Annotated in this window: 17 protein-coding genes; 7 read left to right on the top strand and 10 right to left on the bottom strand. The window is 71.5% G+C overall.

Annotated features, from left to right (window positions below):
• Positions 1 to 431 precede the first annotated feature (431 nt).
• On the bottom strand, positions 432 to 1,388 hold the full coding sequence (sigB, locus tag ACIBSW_RS00815) for an RNA polymerase sigma factor SigB (RefSeq protein WP_404799242.1): 957 nt from the start codon (positions 1,386 to 1,388) through the stop codon (positions 432 to 434).
• Between the two features lie 313 nt (positions 1,389 to 1,701).
• On the opposite strand from sigB, the gene ACIBSW_RS00810 reads away from it, so the two are divergent.
• Positions 1,702 to 2,487, top strand: coding sequence for a sporulation protein (locus ACIBSW_RS00810; protein WP_354729971.1), 786 nt, complete (start codon positions 1,702 to 1,704; stop codon positions 2,485 to 2,487).
• Positions 2,488 to 2,534: 47 nt separating this feature from the next.
• Here ACIBSW_RS00810 and dtd read toward each other — a convergent pair whose 3' ends face one another.
• The 4 genes from dtd to ACIBSW_RS00790 are packed head-to-tail and all read right to left on the bottom strand — an operon-like array spanning position 2,535 to position 4,059.
• On the bottom strand, positions 2,535 to 2,957 hold the full coding sequence (dtd, locus tag ACIBSW_RS00805) for a D-aminoacyl-tRNA deacylase (RefSeq protein ID WP_354729973.1): 423 nt from the start codon (positions 2,955 to 2,957) through the stop codon (positions 2,535 to 2,537).
• Complete coding sequence (locus tag ACIBSW_RS00800) at positions 2,945 to 3,142, bottom strand: hypothetical protein (protein ID WP_354729975.1); 198 nt, start codon at positions 3,140 to 3,142, stop codon at positions 2,945 to 2,947. The genes dtd and ACIBSW_RS00800 overlap by 13 nt, the downstream gene beginning before the upstream one ends.
• Positions 3,143 to 3,169: 27 nt before the next feature.
• Positions 3,170 to 3,730, bottom strand: coding sequence for a Fic family protein (locus tag ACIBSW_RS00795; protein WP_354729977.1), 561 nt, complete (start codon positions 3,728 to 3,730; stop codon positions 3,170 to 3,172).
• A 14-nt stretch (positions 3,731 to 3,744) separates the two neighbouring features.
• Entirely contained in the window at positions 3,745 to 4,059 is a 315-nt protein-coding gene (locus ACIBSW_RS00790) for an antitoxin VbhA family protein (protein ID WP_354729979.1), read from the bottom strand.
• An 81-nt stretch (positions 4,060 to 4,140) separates the two neighbouring features.
• Between ACIBSW_RS00790 and ACIBSW_RS00785 the strand changes: the two genes are divergently transcribed.
• A complete protein-coding gene (locus ACIBSW_RS00785; RefSeq protein ID WP_354729981.1) occupies positions 4,141 to 4,716 on the top strand; it encodes an HhH-GPD-type base excision DNA repair protein in 576 nt (191 codons plus the stop codon).
• Positions 4,717 to 4,726: 10 nt separating this feature from the next.
• On the opposite strand, the gene ACIBSW_RS00780 is transcribed toward ACIBSW_RS00785, so the two are convergent.
• Positions 4,727 to 7,090, bottom strand: a complete 2,364-nt coding sequence (locus ACIBSW_RS00780) for a bifunctional diguanylate cyclase/phosphodiesterase (RefSeq protein ID WP_354729983.1) — start codon at positions 7,088 to 7,090, stop codon at positions 4,727 to 4,729.
• Positions 7,091 to 7,195: 105 nt separating this feature from the next.
• On the opposite strand from ACIBSW_RS00780, the gene ACIBSW_RS00775 reads away from it, so the two are divergent.
• Entirely contained in the window at positions 7,196 to 7,546 is a 351-nt protein-coding gene (locus ACIBSW_RS00775) for a DUF3099 domain-containing protein (RefSeq protein ID WP_354729985.1), read from the top strand.
• On the opposite strand, the gene ACIBSW_RS00770 is transcribed toward ACIBSW_RS00775, so the two are convergent.
• Both ACIBSW_RS00770 and ACIBSW_RS00765 read right to left on the bottom strand, forming a co-directional pair.
• On the bottom strand, positions 7,543 to 8,430 hold the full coding sequence (locus ACIBSW_RS00770; RefSeq protein ID WP_354729987.1) for a PfkB family carbohydrate kinase: 888 nt from the start codon (positions 8,428 to 8,430) through the stop codon (positions 7,543 to 7,545). The two genes, ACIBSW_RS00775 and ACIBSW_RS00770, sit on opposite strands and share 4 nt — an antisense overlap.
• Positions 8,427 to 9,374: a pseudouridine-5'-phosphate glycosidase gene (locus ACIBSW_RS00765; RefSeq protein ID WP_354729996.1), complete on the bottom strand. Its 948-nt coding sequence runs from the start codon at positions 9,372 to 9,374 to the stop codon at positions 8,427 to 8,429. Before ACIBSW_RS00765 ends, ACIBSW_RS00770 begins: the two co-directional genes overlap by 4 nt.
• Before the next feature lie 165 nt (positions 9,375 to 9,539).
• On the opposite strand from ACIBSW_RS00765, the gene ACIBSW_RS00760 reads away from it, so the two are divergent.
• The 3 genes from ACIBSW_RS00760 to ACIBSW_RS00750 all read left to right on the top strand — a co-directional run bounded on the left by ACIBSW_RS00760 (position 9,540) and on the right by ACIBSW_RS00750 (position 12,207).
• The gene (locus ACIBSW_RS00760; protein ID WP_184955574.1) at positions 9,540 to 9,758 is read left to right on the top strand and encodes a DUF3039 domain-containing protein; all 219 of its coding nucleotides are present in this window, start codon (positions 9,540 to 9,542) and stop codon (positions 9,756 to 9,758) included.
• A 16-nt stretch (positions 9,759 to 9,774) separates the two neighbouring features.
• A complete protein-coding gene (locus ACIBSW_RS00755) occupies positions 9,775 to 10,389 on the top strand; it encodes a trimeric intracellular cation channel family protein (protein ID WP_354729989.1) in 615 nt (204 codons plus the stop codon).
• Positions 10,390 to 10,485: 96 nt separating this feature from the next.
• On the top strand, positions 10,486 to 12,207 hold the full coding sequence (locus ACIBSW_RS00750) for a DEAD/DEAH box helicase (RefSeq protein ID WP_354729991.1): 1,722 nt from the start codon (positions 10,486 to 10,488) through the stop codon (positions 12,205 to 12,207).
• 63 nt (positions 12,208 to 12,270) lie between these two features.
• On the opposite strand, the gene ACIBSW_RS00745 is transcribed toward ACIBSW_RS00750, so the two are convergent.
• Both ACIBSW_RS00745 and ACIBSW_RS00740 read right to left on the bottom strand, forming a co-directional pair.
• Entirely contained in the window at positions 12,271 to 12,510 is a 240-nt protein-coding gene (locus tag ACIBSW_RS00745) for a hypothetical protein (protein WP_184998659.1), read from the bottom strand.
• Positions 12,511 to 12,802: 292 nt separating this feature from the next.
• The gene (locus ACIBSW_RS00740) at positions 12,803 to 14,377 is read right to left on the bottom strand and encodes an RNA polymerase sigma factor (RefSeq protein WP_404799183.1); all 1,575 of its coding nucleotides are present in this window, start codon (positions 14,375 to 14,377) and stop codon (positions 12,803 to 12,805) included.
• A 272-nt stretch (positions 14,378 to 14,649) separates the two neighbouring features.
• Between ACIBSW_RS00740 and ACIBSW_RS00735 the strand changes: the two genes are divergently transcribed.
• A complete protein-coding gene (locus ACIBSW_RS00735) occupies positions 14,650 to 15,468 on the top strand; it encodes an inositol monophosphatase family protein (RefSeq protein ID WP_354722236.1) in 819 nt (272 codons plus the stop codon).
• Positions 15,469 to 15,471 lie beyond the last annotated feature (3 nt).

Here is a 15,471-nt window from a genome sequence, read left to right as displayed (position 1 = left end):
GGCCGTGCGATGGCGGTCGGGCTGTGAGATGACGACTGAGCCGCGCGGCGACGGGGCCGTGCGATGGCGGTCGGGCTGTGAGATGACGACTGAGCCGCGCGGCGACGGGGCCGTGCGATGGCGGTCGGGCTGTGAGATGACGACTGAGCCCCGCGGCGACGGGGCCGCGCGGTGGCGGTCGGGCTGTGCGGTGGTGGCCGGGTCGTGCGGTGGTGGCCGGGCCTTGGGGCGGCGGTCGGGCTGTGCGGTGGCGGCGCTGCCATGTGGTGCTGGCGGGCCATGCCGCGGCGGGCGGGCCGTGCGGTGGCGGCCGGGGTGGTGGCATGCCGATCAGGACTGGGCGTGGTGAGCGGGGTTCGGGGGTGGCGGCGGGGGTGAGACATGGCGAAGGCCGGTCGCGTTGCGACCGGCCTCTGCGTTCGGGGTGAATGTCAGCTTGCGTATGCCTCCAGGCGGGACGCCCGCTGCGGGTCGCGCAGCTTGGACATCGTCACCTTCTCGATCTGGCGGATCCGCTCGCGGCTCAGGCCGAACTCGCGGCCGACCTCGTCCAGGGTGCGCTGGCGGCCGTCGTCCAGGCCGAAGCGGAGCCGGATCACCGCGGACTCGCGCTCCGAGAGGGTGGCGAGGACGATCTCGACCTCGCTGCGCAGTTCGCCGCGGCCGACGCTGTCGCCGGGCTCGCCGCGTGGGTCGACCGCCGCGACGAAGTCGCCGAGGGCGCTCTCGCCGTCCTCGCCGACGGCCTGGTCCAGGCTGACGGGCTCGCGGTCGTAGGAGATGAGCTCGATGACCTGGAACTCCGGCACGCCCATCGCCTTGGCGATCTCGGCGACGCTCGGCTCGCGGCCCAGCGTGGTGGCGAGGTCCCGGCGGGCCCGGACCATGCGGTTGACCTGCTCGACCATGTGCACCGGGATGCGGATGGTGCGGGCCTGGTCGGCCATGGCGCGGGTGATGGCCTGGCGGATCCACCAGGTGGCGTACGTGGAGAACTTGTAGCCCTTGGTGTAGTCGAACTTCTCGACGGCGCGGATCAGGCCCAGGTTGCCCTCCTGGATCAGGTCCAGGAACGCCATGCCGCGGCCCGTGTAGCGCTTCGCGATGCTGACCACCAGTCGCAGGTTGGCCTCGAGCAGGTGGTTCTTCGCGGCGCGGCCCTCGGTGATGAGGATCTGCAGCAGCGACGCCATGTCCTCGTTCGCCTCGGCGAGCTTCTCCTGGGCGTACAGGCCGGCCTCGATCCGCTTCGAGAGGGTGACCTCCTCGACCGCGGTGAGCAGACGCGTGCGGCCGATGCCGTTCAGGTACGCCCGTACGAGGTCGGCGGATACGCCGCGCTCGTCGGTTGCGTCCAGGTCCGCCAAGGGCTCGACACCGTCGGTCATGATGTGCTCAGCGGCAACCGCCGCCGTGGACTCCGTCGCCTTCATCTGCAGGACCACCTTTCAGTCCCCTCCCCGCGTTCACCCGAGTCGTGCATTCCCAGCCGCATTCGTGCCGGTGATCACTAGCTTGGCGGCAGGCGCGTTAAGCGGAGGTGAGGCAAGCGTCCAGGTGGCATGAATCGGGGAGAACCCTGAGGTCGTGAACCCGACAGGGTGCCCGGATTGGTGGGACATTTACTGAAGCAGACGTAATTCCGAATGCGTTGTCGAGGGCCGATAATCTGCGGCAGTCACATATCTAGGAGGAAGCTTCGTGGTCTTCAAGCGCATGATGCAGGCGATGGGCGTGGGGGGCCCGTCCGTGGAAACAGTTCTCGCCAACCCCAACTGCCGCCCCGGGGGCTACCTGGAGGGCCAGGTGCACATCATGGGCGGCGACCATTCCGTCGACATCGAGTACGTCGCGCTCGGGCTGATGACCCGGGTCGAGGTCGAGAGCGGCGACAGCGAGTACAACACCGATCAGGAGTTCCAGCGGCAGCGGCTGACCGGCTCCTTCAAGCTGGACGCCGGCGCCCGGCACGACGTGCCGTTCCGCTTCGACGTGCCGTGGGAGACCCCGATCACCGAGGTGTACGGGCAGCACCTGCACGGCATGACGATGGGCCTGCGTACCGAACTCGAGGTGGCCCGGGCGGTCGACAAGAGCGACCTGGACGCGGTGGCCGTGCACCCGCTGCCGGCACAGGAGCGGATCCTGGACGCGTTCCTGCGCCTCGGTTTCCGGTTCAGCCGTGCCGATGTGGAGCGGGGCCGGGTGTACGGCGTCCAGCAGACGCTGCCGTTCTACCAGGAGATCGAGTTCTATCCGCCGGCGCAGTACGCGAGCGGCATCAACCAGCTCGAGGTCACGTTCATCCCGACCCCGCACAACCTGCAGGTGGTGCTGGAGATCGACAAGCGGGGTGGCCTCTTCACCGAGGGTCACGACGCGTTCGGCCGCTTCGACGTCGACTACCACGCCGTCGACCAGACCGACTGGACCGCGCAGCTCAACGGCTGGCTGCAGCAGTCGGCGCAGCGCCGCGGCTTCTTCTAGGCACAGAGCCTGTTCCGGGTAGGGCCGGCCGCTGCCCGGAACAGGCGTCAGATCTCCAACCAGACGGTTCGCGGGCCGACGTTCACGCTCTCCACGAGCATGTGTGCCCGGAACCGGCCGGTCTCCACCGCGGCGCCGCGTGACCGCAGCGCCTCGGCGAACGCCGTGACCAGCGGCTCGGCGACCTCGGCCGGCGCGGCCGCGGACCAGGTCGGCCGGCGGCCCTTGCGGGCGTCGCCGTAGAGGGTGAACTGGCTGACCACGAGCAGCGGCGCGCCGGTGTCGGCGGCCGAGGCGTCCCCGTCGAGGATGCGCAGCTCGTGGACCTTGCGGGCCAGGTTCGCGGCGGTCTCGGCGGTGTCGTCGTGTGTGACGCCGAGCAGCACCAGCAGCCCGTCCTCGATCTTGCCGACGACCTCGTCGCCGACCGTCACGCTCGCCCGGCTGACGGTCTGGATCAGTGCGCGCATGCGAGCACCCTTTCGGCGGCGGCGACCTGGGCCAGGATCAGCGCGGTGAGACCGGGGTCCAGGTCGGGCTCGCCGGGCCGGGCGTTGCACCAGTCGATCACCACGGGGCCGCGGGACGTCATGAAAGCCCCGCCGGCCTCGGGCGGCAGCTCGTGCAGGCGGGCGGTGGGCGGTGGGCCGGTCACCTGACGACGATACTTGCGCCGGGGCCGTCATCGCGGTCGGACGATGTCCTCCAGCATGATCATCAAGGGTGTGGTGTCGCCGTGCAGCGCGGCAGCGGACGCCTGGTCGTTCACCGCGCCCTCGAGTTCGCTCCAGGCGATCCGCCAACCTCTGTCCGTGGCCAGCTGGCCGAGAAAGGCTCGCTGGGTTCGCCCGTTTCCCTCGCGGAACGGATGGATGGCGTTGATCTCGCCGTAGTAGTGCGCCAGCCGCGTCACGAAGGCGGTTCGGGTGAGTCCCGCGAGCAGGTGCTCGGCGGCGAGGTCACCGAACACTCCGGCCGAATGGGACTCGATGAAGGTCCAGCTACAGAACCTGTCCTGTGGCGTACGGGCGATGTCGACGGTTCGCAGCCGGCCTGCCCAGGGGTAGACCGCGCCGAAGATCTGCCGGTGGAATCGCTGCAGATGATCGAGGTCATAGGCGCCGGGCAGCGGGTGGACCGACAGCCGCAGCATGGCGGCCAGGCTGAGGTCGGCCTCGGCCTGGCTGAGCGCCCCGGCGGCGGTGATCCCGAGCTTGTTGACGAGAACGCCCGCCGCGTCCACGTACGGGTCGTCGGTCACACGGCGCGGTGGAACGCCAGGAGCATCGCTTCCATCTGTCCCGCGGTGATGCGTCCCTGCGCGAACAGGGTGGCCAGCTCGGCCGCCACCGACGACGGCTCCAGCCCTTCGGCGCGCAGGGAGCCGACCGCGTCGTCGACGGCCTGCTCCCGTTCGCCGCGGAGCTCGTCGTACACCCGGACGGGTACGAGGACGCCGACGGCCTTGCGGTGAGATCCCACGAATACGGTATCGACGGAGCCCCGGCTGAATCCCGCGAGCAACTCCGGCAGCTGCTTGCGGGCCTCCGCGACGCCCAGCACATGCTTCATCCATCAACTGTACAAGAAGATGTACAACTTTGGCGCGACGAGGCGTCGCGGGAGCCGAGGCGTACCTGCCAAGATGGCGTCATGACGTTCTCGCTGCCCATCGACGCCGAGGCCAACGCGCTCCTCGACCGCGACCCCCTGGCGGTGCTGATCGGCCTCACGCTGGATCAGCAGATCACCATGGAGAAGGCGTTCACCTCGCCGTACGTGCTCGCGCAGCGCCTCGGGCACGACCCGACGGCGGCGGAGCTCGCCGACCACGACCCCGACGAGCTGATCGCGATCTTCGCGAAGCCGCCGGCGCTGCACCGCTTCCCGAAGGCGATGGCCGCGCGCGTGCAGGAGGTCTGCCGGGTGCTGGTCGACCGCTACGACGGTGACGCGGCCGCGCTCTGGCGGGACGTGCCGACCGGGGCCGAGCTGTACAAGCGGATCTTCGCGCTGCCCGGCTTCGGCAAGCAGAAGGCCCAGATCTTCGTCGCCCTGCTGGGCAAGCAGTACAACGTCCAGCCGCCCGGGTGGCGCGAGGCGGCCGGCGGGTACGGCGAGGCGGACGCGTACCGGTCGGTCGCGGACATCGTCGACGACGAGTCGCTGAACAAGGTCCGTGCGAACAAGAAGCAGATGAAGGCCGAGGCCAGGGCCGCGAAGGCCTGACCGCCGGCGGTCAGGACGCGGCGGTGAGCAGCATCTCGCGCAGCTCCGCGGCCGGCAGCGGCCGGGCGAAGAGGTAGCCCTGGCCGATGCCGCAGCCCAGCGTCTGCAGCTCCGCCGCCTGCGCCGTCGTCTCGATGCCCTCGGCGACCGTGGTCAGGTGCAGGACCTGGCTGAGCCGCAGCACGGCCTCGGTGATGCCCGAGCCCTCGGGCGTGCCGTTCAGCTCGGCCACGAAGCTGCGGTCGATCTTGAGGATGTCCACCGGCAGCCGGGTCAGGTAGTGCAGCGACGAGTAGCCGGTGCCGAAGTCGTCGATCGCCACCCGGATGCCGTGCGCGCGGAACTCGCTCAGCATCGCGATGCCGGCGCTCTCGTCGACCAGGGCCGACTCGGTGATCTCCAGGACCAGCCGGTGCGGGGCCAGGCCGGTACGCGCCAGCACGTCCAGCACGTCCTGCACCAGCGTCGGCTCCTGCAGCTGACGCGGCGACAGGTTGACGCTGACGTACAGGCCGTCCCAGGCGGCGACCTGGCGGCACGCGGTCTCGAGCACGAAGAGGCCGATGCTCGTGATCGTGCCGCTGCGCTCGGCGATCGGGATGAACTGCGCGGGCGACACCGGGCCGAGCCGGGGGTGCTGCCAGCGGACCAGCGCCTCGACGCCGACCGGGCGGCTGCCGGCCAGGTCGACCAGGGGCTGGTAGAGCACGTGCAGCTCGCCGCGGTCGAGCGCGCCGGCCAGGTCGTCGGCGAGCTGGGCGTCCGCGGCGCGGCGGTCGATCATGGAAGGGTCGTGCAGCTGTACGCCGTGCGTGCCCAGGTGCTTGGCCTGGTACATGGCGACGTCGGCGCGGCGCAGCAGCTCCTTCGGGGTGTCGATGTCCCGGCCGGTGGCCACGCCGACGCTGGCGCGTACGGCGACGGTGTCGTCGCCGAGCCGGACCGGGGTCGCCGCGGCGGTGGCGAGGATGCGCTGCGCGGCCGCGACCGCGCTCGGCTCGTCGGGCACGTCGGTGACCAGGACGACGAACTCGTCCCCGCCGATCCGGGCGGCCACGTCCTCGGCGCGCACGCCGGCGAGCAGGATCTGCGCGAACGCGGCCAGCATCGTGTCGCCGGCCGCGTGCCCGTACGCGTCGTTGACCAGCTTGAAGTCGTCCAGGTCGATGAGCAGCAGCGCGATGTCCGTGCGGGTCCCGACGACCTCGGCGAGCACGGCGTCCAGCCCGGCCCGGTTGGCCAGGCCGGTCAGCGAGTCGTGCAGGGCCAGCTGTTCGAGTTCGAGCTCGCGCTCGCGGAGCCGCGTCTCCACCTCCTGCCGGCGCATGATGTCGCCGCGCAGCGCGGCGGTCGCGGCGTCGACCTTGCTCATCGCCCGGTTGCGGGCGTGCGCGAGCAGGCCGACCAGCAGGGTCAGCAGCACGGTGATCGTGATCGACACCAGGAAGGTGTTCCTGACGAATCCGCGGTCGCTGTCCTGCAGCAGCGACTCGGTGGGCCGCACCCGGAGATTCCAGGTGCGCAGGCCCGCGGAGACTTGGACGACCCGGTCGAGCATGGCGGGATAGTCGTGTGCCACGCCCTCGGTGTCGCCGGCGATGACCTGCCCGTCGCCGTCGGCGGCGTCGCCCAGGTCGGCGGTCACGGCGCCGTGTGCGTGGTTGCGCAGCGCCTCGTCGAGCAGGTCGCGGCCGTGCACACCCATGGTGAGCCAGCCGCGGATGCCGCCGCCGATCTGGTGCACCGGCACCGCGAACAGGAAGGAGAGCTGCTGCTGTGCCGCGGGCAGCCCGCGGTCCTCGAGCAACACGTGCGGCCGGCTGACCGCGAAGCCGTACAGCTTGGCGTCGCGCAGGGTGTCGGCGATCTCGGGCCTGGTGGACAGGTCCGTGCCGGGAGCGATGGGCATGCCGCCGTATGAGCGGGTGATGATCGCGAAGGCGTGCTGGCCGCCGGTCGGTGCCGGGCGCAGCGTGAGGCCCTTCTCGCCGCGCCACCGCCAGAACGACTCCAGGGCCGCGACCCCGCTGTCGTGGGTGCCGACGACGAATCCGAGCGAGGCGGCACCGGGCAGGCCGCGCTTACTGACCTTGTTGGTGATCCAGGTGATGTCCTCGGAGGTCAGGTCGTTCTGTGCGCCCAGCGCGATGGACAGGTCGGTGAGCGTGTCGTCGTACCGCTGGATCTCGGTCGTGATCGCCCGCGCGACGTTGCTGGTGTTGCGGTCCATACGCTGTGCCGCGTAGCGCCGCTCGGCGTCGCGCGCATTGTTCGTGGCAAAGCACGAGCCGGCGCCACCGAGTAGTGCGACCACGATGACGAGGGCGACGCTCGACCAGCGTCGCCGGTTCGACCTGAGAAACGTCGCCCGCACGGGAGTCACCATCGGTTGCGCCGCCCGTTTCTGAAGGTGTTCGGCCCGGCGGTGGTCGCGGCGCGGGCACAGTGCGAGGATGGGCGGGTCGATCGGAGTGCCTAGGTGAAGAAGCAGCCGGAGCGGCCGGTGTTGATCACCAACGCCGCCCGCAGCCAGAGCGACCAGCTGCGCAGCCGCCAGATCCGCTACGTGAGCATGATGAGCGTGCGCGCCGGCTGCCTGATCCTGGGCGCGATCCTGATCAGCGTGAAGCCGCCCCTGCTGCCGCTCTGGCTGATCCTCTGCGCGGCCGCCATGGTCTTCCTGCCCTGGGCGGCGGTGCTGATCGCCAACGACCGCCCGCCCAAGAGCAGGGCGAACCCGGCGGTGCCCCAGCCGGTCAATCCGCAGCGGGTCCTGGCGTCGGAGCCCGCCGAGAAGACCGAGCACCGCACCATCGACGCCGAGCCCTAGAGCACCGGCCGCGCGCCCAGGGTCTGCACCGCCGCCGCGCCGAGGGCGGTGCCGGCGGCGAGCGCGTCGTCCGGCTCCGCGCCGGAACACCACGAGGTGAGCAGGCCGGCCGCGAAGGCGTCGCCCGCCCCGGTCGGATCGATCACCGGTACGTCGGCAGCCCCGATCGACCGCATCACCCCGTCCCGGGTGCCCCAGACGGCGCCGTCCGACCCCAGCTTGATCACCACGTTGCGGGCGTACGCGGTCAGCTGCGCCGCCTGCTGCTGTGCGGTCCCGGCGCCGGCGAGCACCTCGGCCTCGTCGGAGTTGCACAGCAGCAGGTCGGTACCGCGTACCAGGTCGAGGAAGGCCGGGGCGCCCAGCTGCCGCAGCGGTTCGGCGGAGGCCACGTCGACGCTGGTGGTCAGGCCGCGTTCGGCGGCCGCGGCCAGCGCGGCCCGGCCGGCGGGCCGCGAGCCGGCGTGCAGCAGCGGATAGCCGGAGAGGTGCAGGTGGGTCGCGCCCGGCGCGGCCTTGACCGCCGCCGTGACGTCCGCCGGGTCCAGCAGCAGGGCCGCGCCCCGGTCGGTGATCATCGTGCGCTCGTGCGCCGAGCTCAGCACGACGACGCTGCCGGTCACCGCGCCCGGGTGCGCGCGCACCGTACACCGGACCCCGGCTGCCACCAGTTCGGAGATCCGCTCCCGGCCGGCGTGGTCGCCGCCGACCGCGGCGACCAGCGTCACGCCGGCCCCGGCCCGGGCGAGCCAGGCGGCCGTGTTCGCCGCCTGCCCGCCGCCGCCGACGGTGATCCGTGCCGGGGTGTCCGAGCCAACGGCGATGCTGCCGGCGTGCGTGACGAGCACGTCGGTCACCAGGTCGCCGACGACCAGGACGGTCATCCGGGCAGGGCGAAGCCGAGGGCGAAGCTCGCCGGGGTCGCGGCCGCCGCGATCCTGGCGGCCAGGGCGGCGTTGCGCAGGATGATCCGGACGTTGACCTCCAGGCTCCGGCCCTGCGTGCTGCCGTGGAAGTGCGCCAGCAGGAACGGCGTGACGGCCTTGCCGGTGATGCCGTCGCGGGCCAGCAGCTCCAGGCCCTCGGCGAGCGCGCGGTCGTGCACCGCGGGGTCGAGCTGCTCGTCGGTGGGCAGCGGGTTGCCGAGCACCAGCGCGCCGGCGCCGGCGCCCTGGTCCGCGCGGGCGGCGATCACGTCGGCGACCTGCTCCGGCGAGTCCAGCCGCCAGTCGACGTCGAAGCCGCCGTCGGTGACGAAGAAGCCCGGGAAGCGGTGGGTGCCGTAGCCGGCGACGGAGACGCCGAGCGTCTCCAGCCGCTCCAGCGTCGCGCCGACGTCGAGGATCGACTTGACGCCGGCACAGACCACGACGATCGGGGTACGGGCCAGCGTGGTCAGGTCGTTCGACTCGTCGAAGGTCGCGCCGGCGTCGCGGTGCACGCCGCCGAGGCCGCCGGTGGCGAAGACGCCGATGCCGGCCGCGGCCGCTACGGCGCTGGTCGCGGCGACGGTGGTCGCGCCGTCTACGCCCGTCGCCGCCGCCACGGCGAGATCGCGGACGGAGAGCTTCGCCACACCGTCGGCGCCGGCCAGCTGTTCGATCTGGGGGTCCTCGAGGCCGACGATCAGCTCGCCGCCGATCATCCCGATGGTGGCCGGCACGGCACCGTTGTCGCGTACGGTTTGTTCGATCTCGCGGGCGACCCGGAGGTTGTCGGGCCGGGGCAGGCCGTGCGAGACGATCGTGCTCTCCAGCGCCACCACCGGACGGCCGTCGCGGCGCGCCCGGGTCACGTGGTCGCCGTAGCGGATGGCGAAGCGGCCCATCTGCCGCGTGGAATCGGTCACGATTGCAACGGTACGGTGCCGTGCTGATCCGTTGTCGTTGGACCGACCAGGCGAGAGGTGTCAGACTTGTGGGTTGGAGCTTCTTCCGCGCTGACCGGGGGGCACGCGGGTCGACCGTCTTGAGACAGATGAAGGGCAGATGCCGTGAGCACGCAGATTTTGGAGCGTCCGGAGACCAAGGACGCAGACACCGGTCCCGAGATGTTCCACTACGTGCGCAAGGAGAAGATCGCCGAGAGTGCCGTCATGGGCACCTTCGTGGTCGCTCTGTGTGGGGAGAAGTTCCCCGTGACCAAGTCGCCGAAGCCGGGCTCTCCGGTATGCCCGCAGTGCAAGGAGATCTACGAGTCGATGAAGCACTGACCCCCGGGGGTCCCCGGTGACCGGCAGCTACAGCCTGCTGGCCGCGGACCTGATCGGGGTGGCGGCCTTCGCGGCCTCCGGCGCCAGCGCCGCCGTCGCGAAGCGCCTCGACCTCTTCGGCGTCGGCTTCGTCGGCTTCGTGGCGGCGCTCGGCGGTGGCATCCTGCGCGATCTCGTGATCGGCTCGGTGCCGCCGCTGGCCTTCTCCGACTGGCGTTACCCCGTCACCGCCGTGCTCGTGTCGGTCCTGGTCTTCTACCTGCACCCGCAGTTCAACCGGCTGCGGCGCACCGTTCTGGTGCTCGATGCGGCCGGGCTGGGCCTGTTCACCGTCACCGGAACCCTGAAGGCCCTGGACGCCGGCGTTCCGCCGGTCGGCTCCTGCCTGGTGGGGATGCTCACAGCGATCGGCGGCGGTCTGGCTCGCGACCTGCTCACCGGTGAGATCCCGGTCGTGCTGCAGCGCGACATCTACGCGGTGGTCGCCCTCGGCGGCGCCGCCGTCGTCACCGGGCTGACCTGGCTTGACCTGGCCGGACGCATTCCGCTGCTGATCGCGGCGGCCGCGATGACCGGCGTACGCCTGCTCGCGCTGTACCGGCGGTGGTCGGCTCCGGTCGCGGCGCCGTAGCCGCGAGTGTCGCACCCCGCCGCTATGCTGGGTCCCGCCTCTGCGGCTGTTGCGCGGGGGCATTTGTGTGAGTGGAGTGGAGAGGATCGTCGCAGCTTGAGTCCGCCTCTGCCGAACCTGGAGACCTTCCCGGCGCTGCGTGCCTGGCAGCGCAAGGCGCTCGTCGAGTACCTGCGCCGGCGCAGCCCCGACTTCATGGCGGTCGCGACCCCCGGCGCCGGAAAGACCACGTTCGCGTTGCGGATCGCGGCGGAGCTGCTCGCCGACGGCACGGTCGAGGCGGTCACGGTGGTCTGCCCGACCGAGCACCTGAAGACGCAGTGGTCGCAGGCGGCGGCCCGGGTCGGCATCCAGCTGGACCCGTCGTTCCGCAACTCCGACGTGCACTCGTCCCGCGACTTCCACGGCGCCGTCCTGACCTACGCGCAGGTCGGCATGGCGCCGGCGGTGCACCGGCGGCGCACCATGACCCGCCCGACGATGGTCATCCTCGACGAGATCCACCACGCCGGCGACTCCCGCACCTGGGGCGACGGCGTGAAGTCGGCCTTCGAGGAGGCCGAGCGCCGGCTGATGCTCACCGGCACCCCGTTCCGCTCCGACGACAACCCGATCCCGTTCGTCGCGTACGAGCGCGGCCGGGACGGCCTGCAGCGCTCCCGCTCCGACTCGGTCTACGGCTACTCGGACGCGCTGCGCGACGGCGTCGTGCGCCCGGTCATCTTCCTGGCGTACTCCGGCGAGACCCGGTGGCGCACCAGCGCGGGCGACGAGCTCGCGGCCCGCCTGGGCGAGCCGATGACCAAGGACCTGATCGCACAGGCCTGGCGCACCGCGCTCGACCACCGCGGCGACTGGATGCCGCAGGTGCTCAGGGCGGCCGACGCGCGGCTCTCCCGGCTGCGCGAGGACGGCATTCCCGACGCGGGCGGCCTGGTCATCGCGAGCGACCAGCAGACCGCCCGGGCGTACGCGAAGCTGATCAGCGAGATCAGCGGCGAGCCGGCCGTGGTGGTCCTCTCCGACGACCAGGGCGCCTCGTCGCGGATCGCCTCGTTCGCGCAGTCCGAGCAGCGCTGGATGGTCGCGGTCCGGATGGTGTCGGAGGGCGTCGACATCCCCCGCCTGGCCGTCGGCGTCTACGCGACCAGCGCCTCGACCCCGCTCTACTTCGCGCAGGCGATCGGCCGGTTCGTCCGCGCCCGGCGTACCGGCGAGACGGCGACGGTGTTCGTGCCCAGCGTGCCGCACCTGCTGGGCCTCGCCAGCGAGATGGAGGCCGAGCGCGACCACATCCTCGGCGCGCAGAAGGACCCGGACGGCCTGGACGACGACCTGCTCGAGCGCGCGCAGCGCGCCGAGGACGCCGAGGGCGAGCTCGAGAAGCGCTTCGAGGCCCTCTCGGCCACCGCCGAGCTGGATCAGGTGATCTTCGACGGCACCTCGTTCGGCACGGGTGCCCGCACGGGCACGCCCGAGGAGGAGGAATACCTGGGCCTTCCGGGCCTCCTGACGCCCGACCAGGTCGCCGTTCTGCTGAACCGGCGGCAGAGTGAGCAGTTGGCCGCCCAGAAGCGGCAGAAGGCCGCTGAGCCGGTTTCGGCCGATCCCGAGCCGACGGTCGCGCTGAGCGCGGGCGAGCGCCGCAACAGCCTGCGCCGCCGGCTGAACACGCTCGTGGCGGCGCATCACCACCGCACCGACCTGCCGCACGGAAAGATCCACGCCGAGCTCCGCCGCCTCTGCGGCGGCCCGCCGAGCGCCCAGGCGACGATCGAGCAGCTCGAGGAGCGGATCGCCACCATCCAGACGTTCTGACCCGGCCGAGGGCACAAAAAAGGGGCGTTCCGCGCGGAACGCCCCTTTTGGTTGCTGAGGGGATTAGTTGGAGTTAGACATCATGTCCGCGCCGCGCCAAACGAACTCAGGGTCCGCCACGTACTGAACCGTGATCTTCACCAGGTCCTCGGCGTACCTGTTGGCGTGGTGTCCGCAGAACACCAGCTCGCTGCCACCAGCCAGGGTCAAACGGAGCTTTCCGGCTGCATTGCAGCGGTCGCACCGTTCATCGGCTGCTGGTCCGGCCACCGTTCCCGCCGGCGGCGTGAGAGTCGGGGTCATCGCCTTCCTCCTCTGGTCGTCACCGATGAACATGTTCCTCGGCTACTGCTCACCCATCGTGCAACACCTTTGGCCGTTGCAGCCTTCCCACAGTGCCCCGGGGGGACCCAAGTCACACGTGGTTGGGCTAGTGTGCCGTGCTCCAAGGGTGCCACGTCAACGATCACTTCTGCACTACGGTCTGTTCACCACCGAACGATGTACGGCTGGTGACCAAACAGGCACGGACTGTTGACTGGAAGGCCCGCCATCCAGTATTGATCAAGGTGTCCGTGCCCGCAATGAACGGGCCTCAGTCCAGGTAATCGCGAAGAACCTGCGACCGCGACGGGTGCCGCAGCTTGGACATCGTCTTCGACTCGATCTGCCGGATGCGCTCGCGCGTCACGCCGTAGACCTGGCCGATCTCGTCCAGCGTGCGCGGCTGGCCGTCGGTCAGGCCGAAGCGCAGCCGGACCACGCCGGCCTCGCGCTCGGAGAGCGTCTGCAGCACCTGCTGGAGCTGGTCCTGCAGCAGCGAGAACGAGACCGCGTCGACCGCGACGACCGCCTCGGAGTCCTCGATGAAGTCGCCGAGCTGGCTGTCGCCCTCGTCGCCGATGGTCTGGTCCAGCGAGATGGGCTCCCGGGCGTACTGCTGGATCTCGAGGACCTTCTCCGGGGTGATGTCCATCTCTTTGGCCAGCTCTTCCGGGGTGGGCTCGCGGCCCAGGTCCTGGAGCAGCTCACGCTGTATGCGGCCGAGCTTGTTGATGACCTCGACCATGTGCACCGGGATGCGGATGGTGCGGGCCTGGTCGGCCATGGCGCGGGTGATGGCCTGGCGGATCCACCAGGTGGCGTACGTGGAGAACTTGTAGCCCTTGGTGTAGTCGAACTTCTCGACGGCGCGGATCAGGCCCAGGTTGCCCTCCTGGATCAGGTCCAGGAACGCCATGCCGCGGCCGGTGTAGCGCTTGGCCAGCGAGACGACCAGCCGCAGGTTGGCCTCGAGCAGGTGGTTCTTGGCCCGCTCGCCGTCGCGGCCGATCCAGCGCAGGTCGCGCTCGAACGTGCGGTCGAGCTTCTCCTCGCCGTCGTCGCAGGCCCGCAGCCGCTCGGCCGCGTAGAGCCCCGCCTCGATCCGCTTGGCGAGCTCGACCTCCTGCTCCGCGTTGAGCAGCGGAACCTTGCCGATCTGCTTCAGGTAGGCGCGCACCGAGTCGGCGGACGCGGTCAGCTCGGCGTCGCGGCGCGCCTGCTTGAGCGCCTCGGACTCCTCGTCGTCCCACTCGAAGTCGCCGTCGGTCGCGGTCGCGGCGGCGTCGGTGGCGGCGGCCTGGACCATGGCGGCCGGCTCCTCCACGACGACATCCTCGATCGCGGCGGCGAGCTCCTCGGGGTCGATCTCCTCGCCCTCGGCGGGCCCCTCGCCGGGCTTCGCGGCCTTGGCCGGTGCGGCCTTGGCGGCGGTGCCGGCCGCGGCCTTGCGCGGGGCGGCGGCCTTCTTGGCGGGCGCGGCCTTCTTGGCGGCCGGCGGTGCCGTGGGCGCGTCGCCGTCCGCGGCGGCCTGCTTGGGCGCCGGTGCGGCCTTCTTCGCCGCCGGAGCCCGGGTCGCCTTGGCCGTGGTTGCCTTGGAGGCGGGCGTCGCGGCGCGCGCGGCGGAGACCCGGCGGCGGGTGCTCGCCGATCCGTCGACGACGACCGTGACCCCGGCGTCCACGAGGGCGCGGAGGATCTTCTTGGCCTGGGCCGGCGTCACCTCGGCGGACTCGACCGTCTGCACGACCTCGGCTGACGTGATCTGCCCGCCCGCACCCTGAGCATGGGCGATCAGGGCCTCGGTGAGAGAGCGAACGTCGGCACCGGTCTGGTGGGCTTCTGTCACGAATGACCTTCCGGAGGGCGATGAAACACGGCCGTGTGCCCAGCGCAGCGCGCGGCGGAACGAGGCTGGCCGGTGTGGTGTGGGAGCCCTCGGGACGCGGACGGGCCCGCTGGCGGCTGTCCGTGAAGCGTGGGCAGGGGTGAATTGTAGCGCCGTCCGGTGAGATCCTCCCGCCGCAGCACGCCACCGGCACGCCGCGGGTGCTCCCGAGGGGGTCGCCGGGCTCGATGTAGGTACCTGTCGGGAGAATGATATCGGCTGAGAGGACGTTCATGGTGGCAGTGGAATCCGGGGCATCGACGCCGGACGCGTTGCTCGAGATCGCCGTGCGGATCGCGCGGGAGGCGGCCGGCACCGCCCGGCGGATGCGCGCCGAGGCGATCACCGACGTGCGGACCAAGAGCACCGACACCGACGTGGTGACGGCGGCCGATCGGGCGGTCGAGCGGCAGGTGGTCGACGCGCTGGCGGCCGAGCGGCCGGGCGACGGCGTGCTGGGCGAGGAGTACGGCGCCTCCGCCTCCGCGGGAGCGGTGCGGTGGATCCTGGACCCCATCGACGGCACGGTGAACTACCTCTACGGGCTGCCGCAGTACGCGGTCTCGCTCGCCGCCGAGGTGGACGGCGTGGTCGTGGCCGGCGTGGTGCGCAACGCGGCGACCGGCGACGAGTGGACGGCGACCCTCGGCGGCGGCGCCTGGCGCGACGGCCGGCGGCTGACCGGCTCGGTGCGTACCGGGCTGGACCAGGCGCTGGTCGCCACCGGGTTCGGCTACGACCCGGCCCGGCGCGCGCACCAGGGCGCGGTGCTGGCCGGGTTGATCACCCGGGTGCGTGACATCCGCCGCCTCGGCGCGGCCGCGATCGACCTCTGCCTGGCGGCGGAGGGCGGCGTCGACGCCTACTTCGAGAAGGGGCTGAACCCGTGGGACCACGCCGCGGGCGGCCTGGTCGCCGCCGAGGCGGGCCTGCGGGTGTCCGGGCTCAGTGGCGCCGCCGCGGGCGGCGACATGCTCGTGGCGGCCCCGCCGGCGCTCTTCGACGCCCTGCACGACGCGCTGGTCGAGCTGGACGCCGCCGGTGGCCCCTGACCC

The sequence above is a fragment of the Actinoplanes sp. NPDC049668 genome (genome assembly GCF_044465445.1).
Classification (GTDB): Bacteria; Actinomycetota; Actinomycetes; order Mycobacteriales; family Micromonosporaceae; genus Actinoplanes.
Note: the sequence above shows the minus strand (reverse complement) of the source record. Positions and strands in the feature narration are given on the sequence as shown.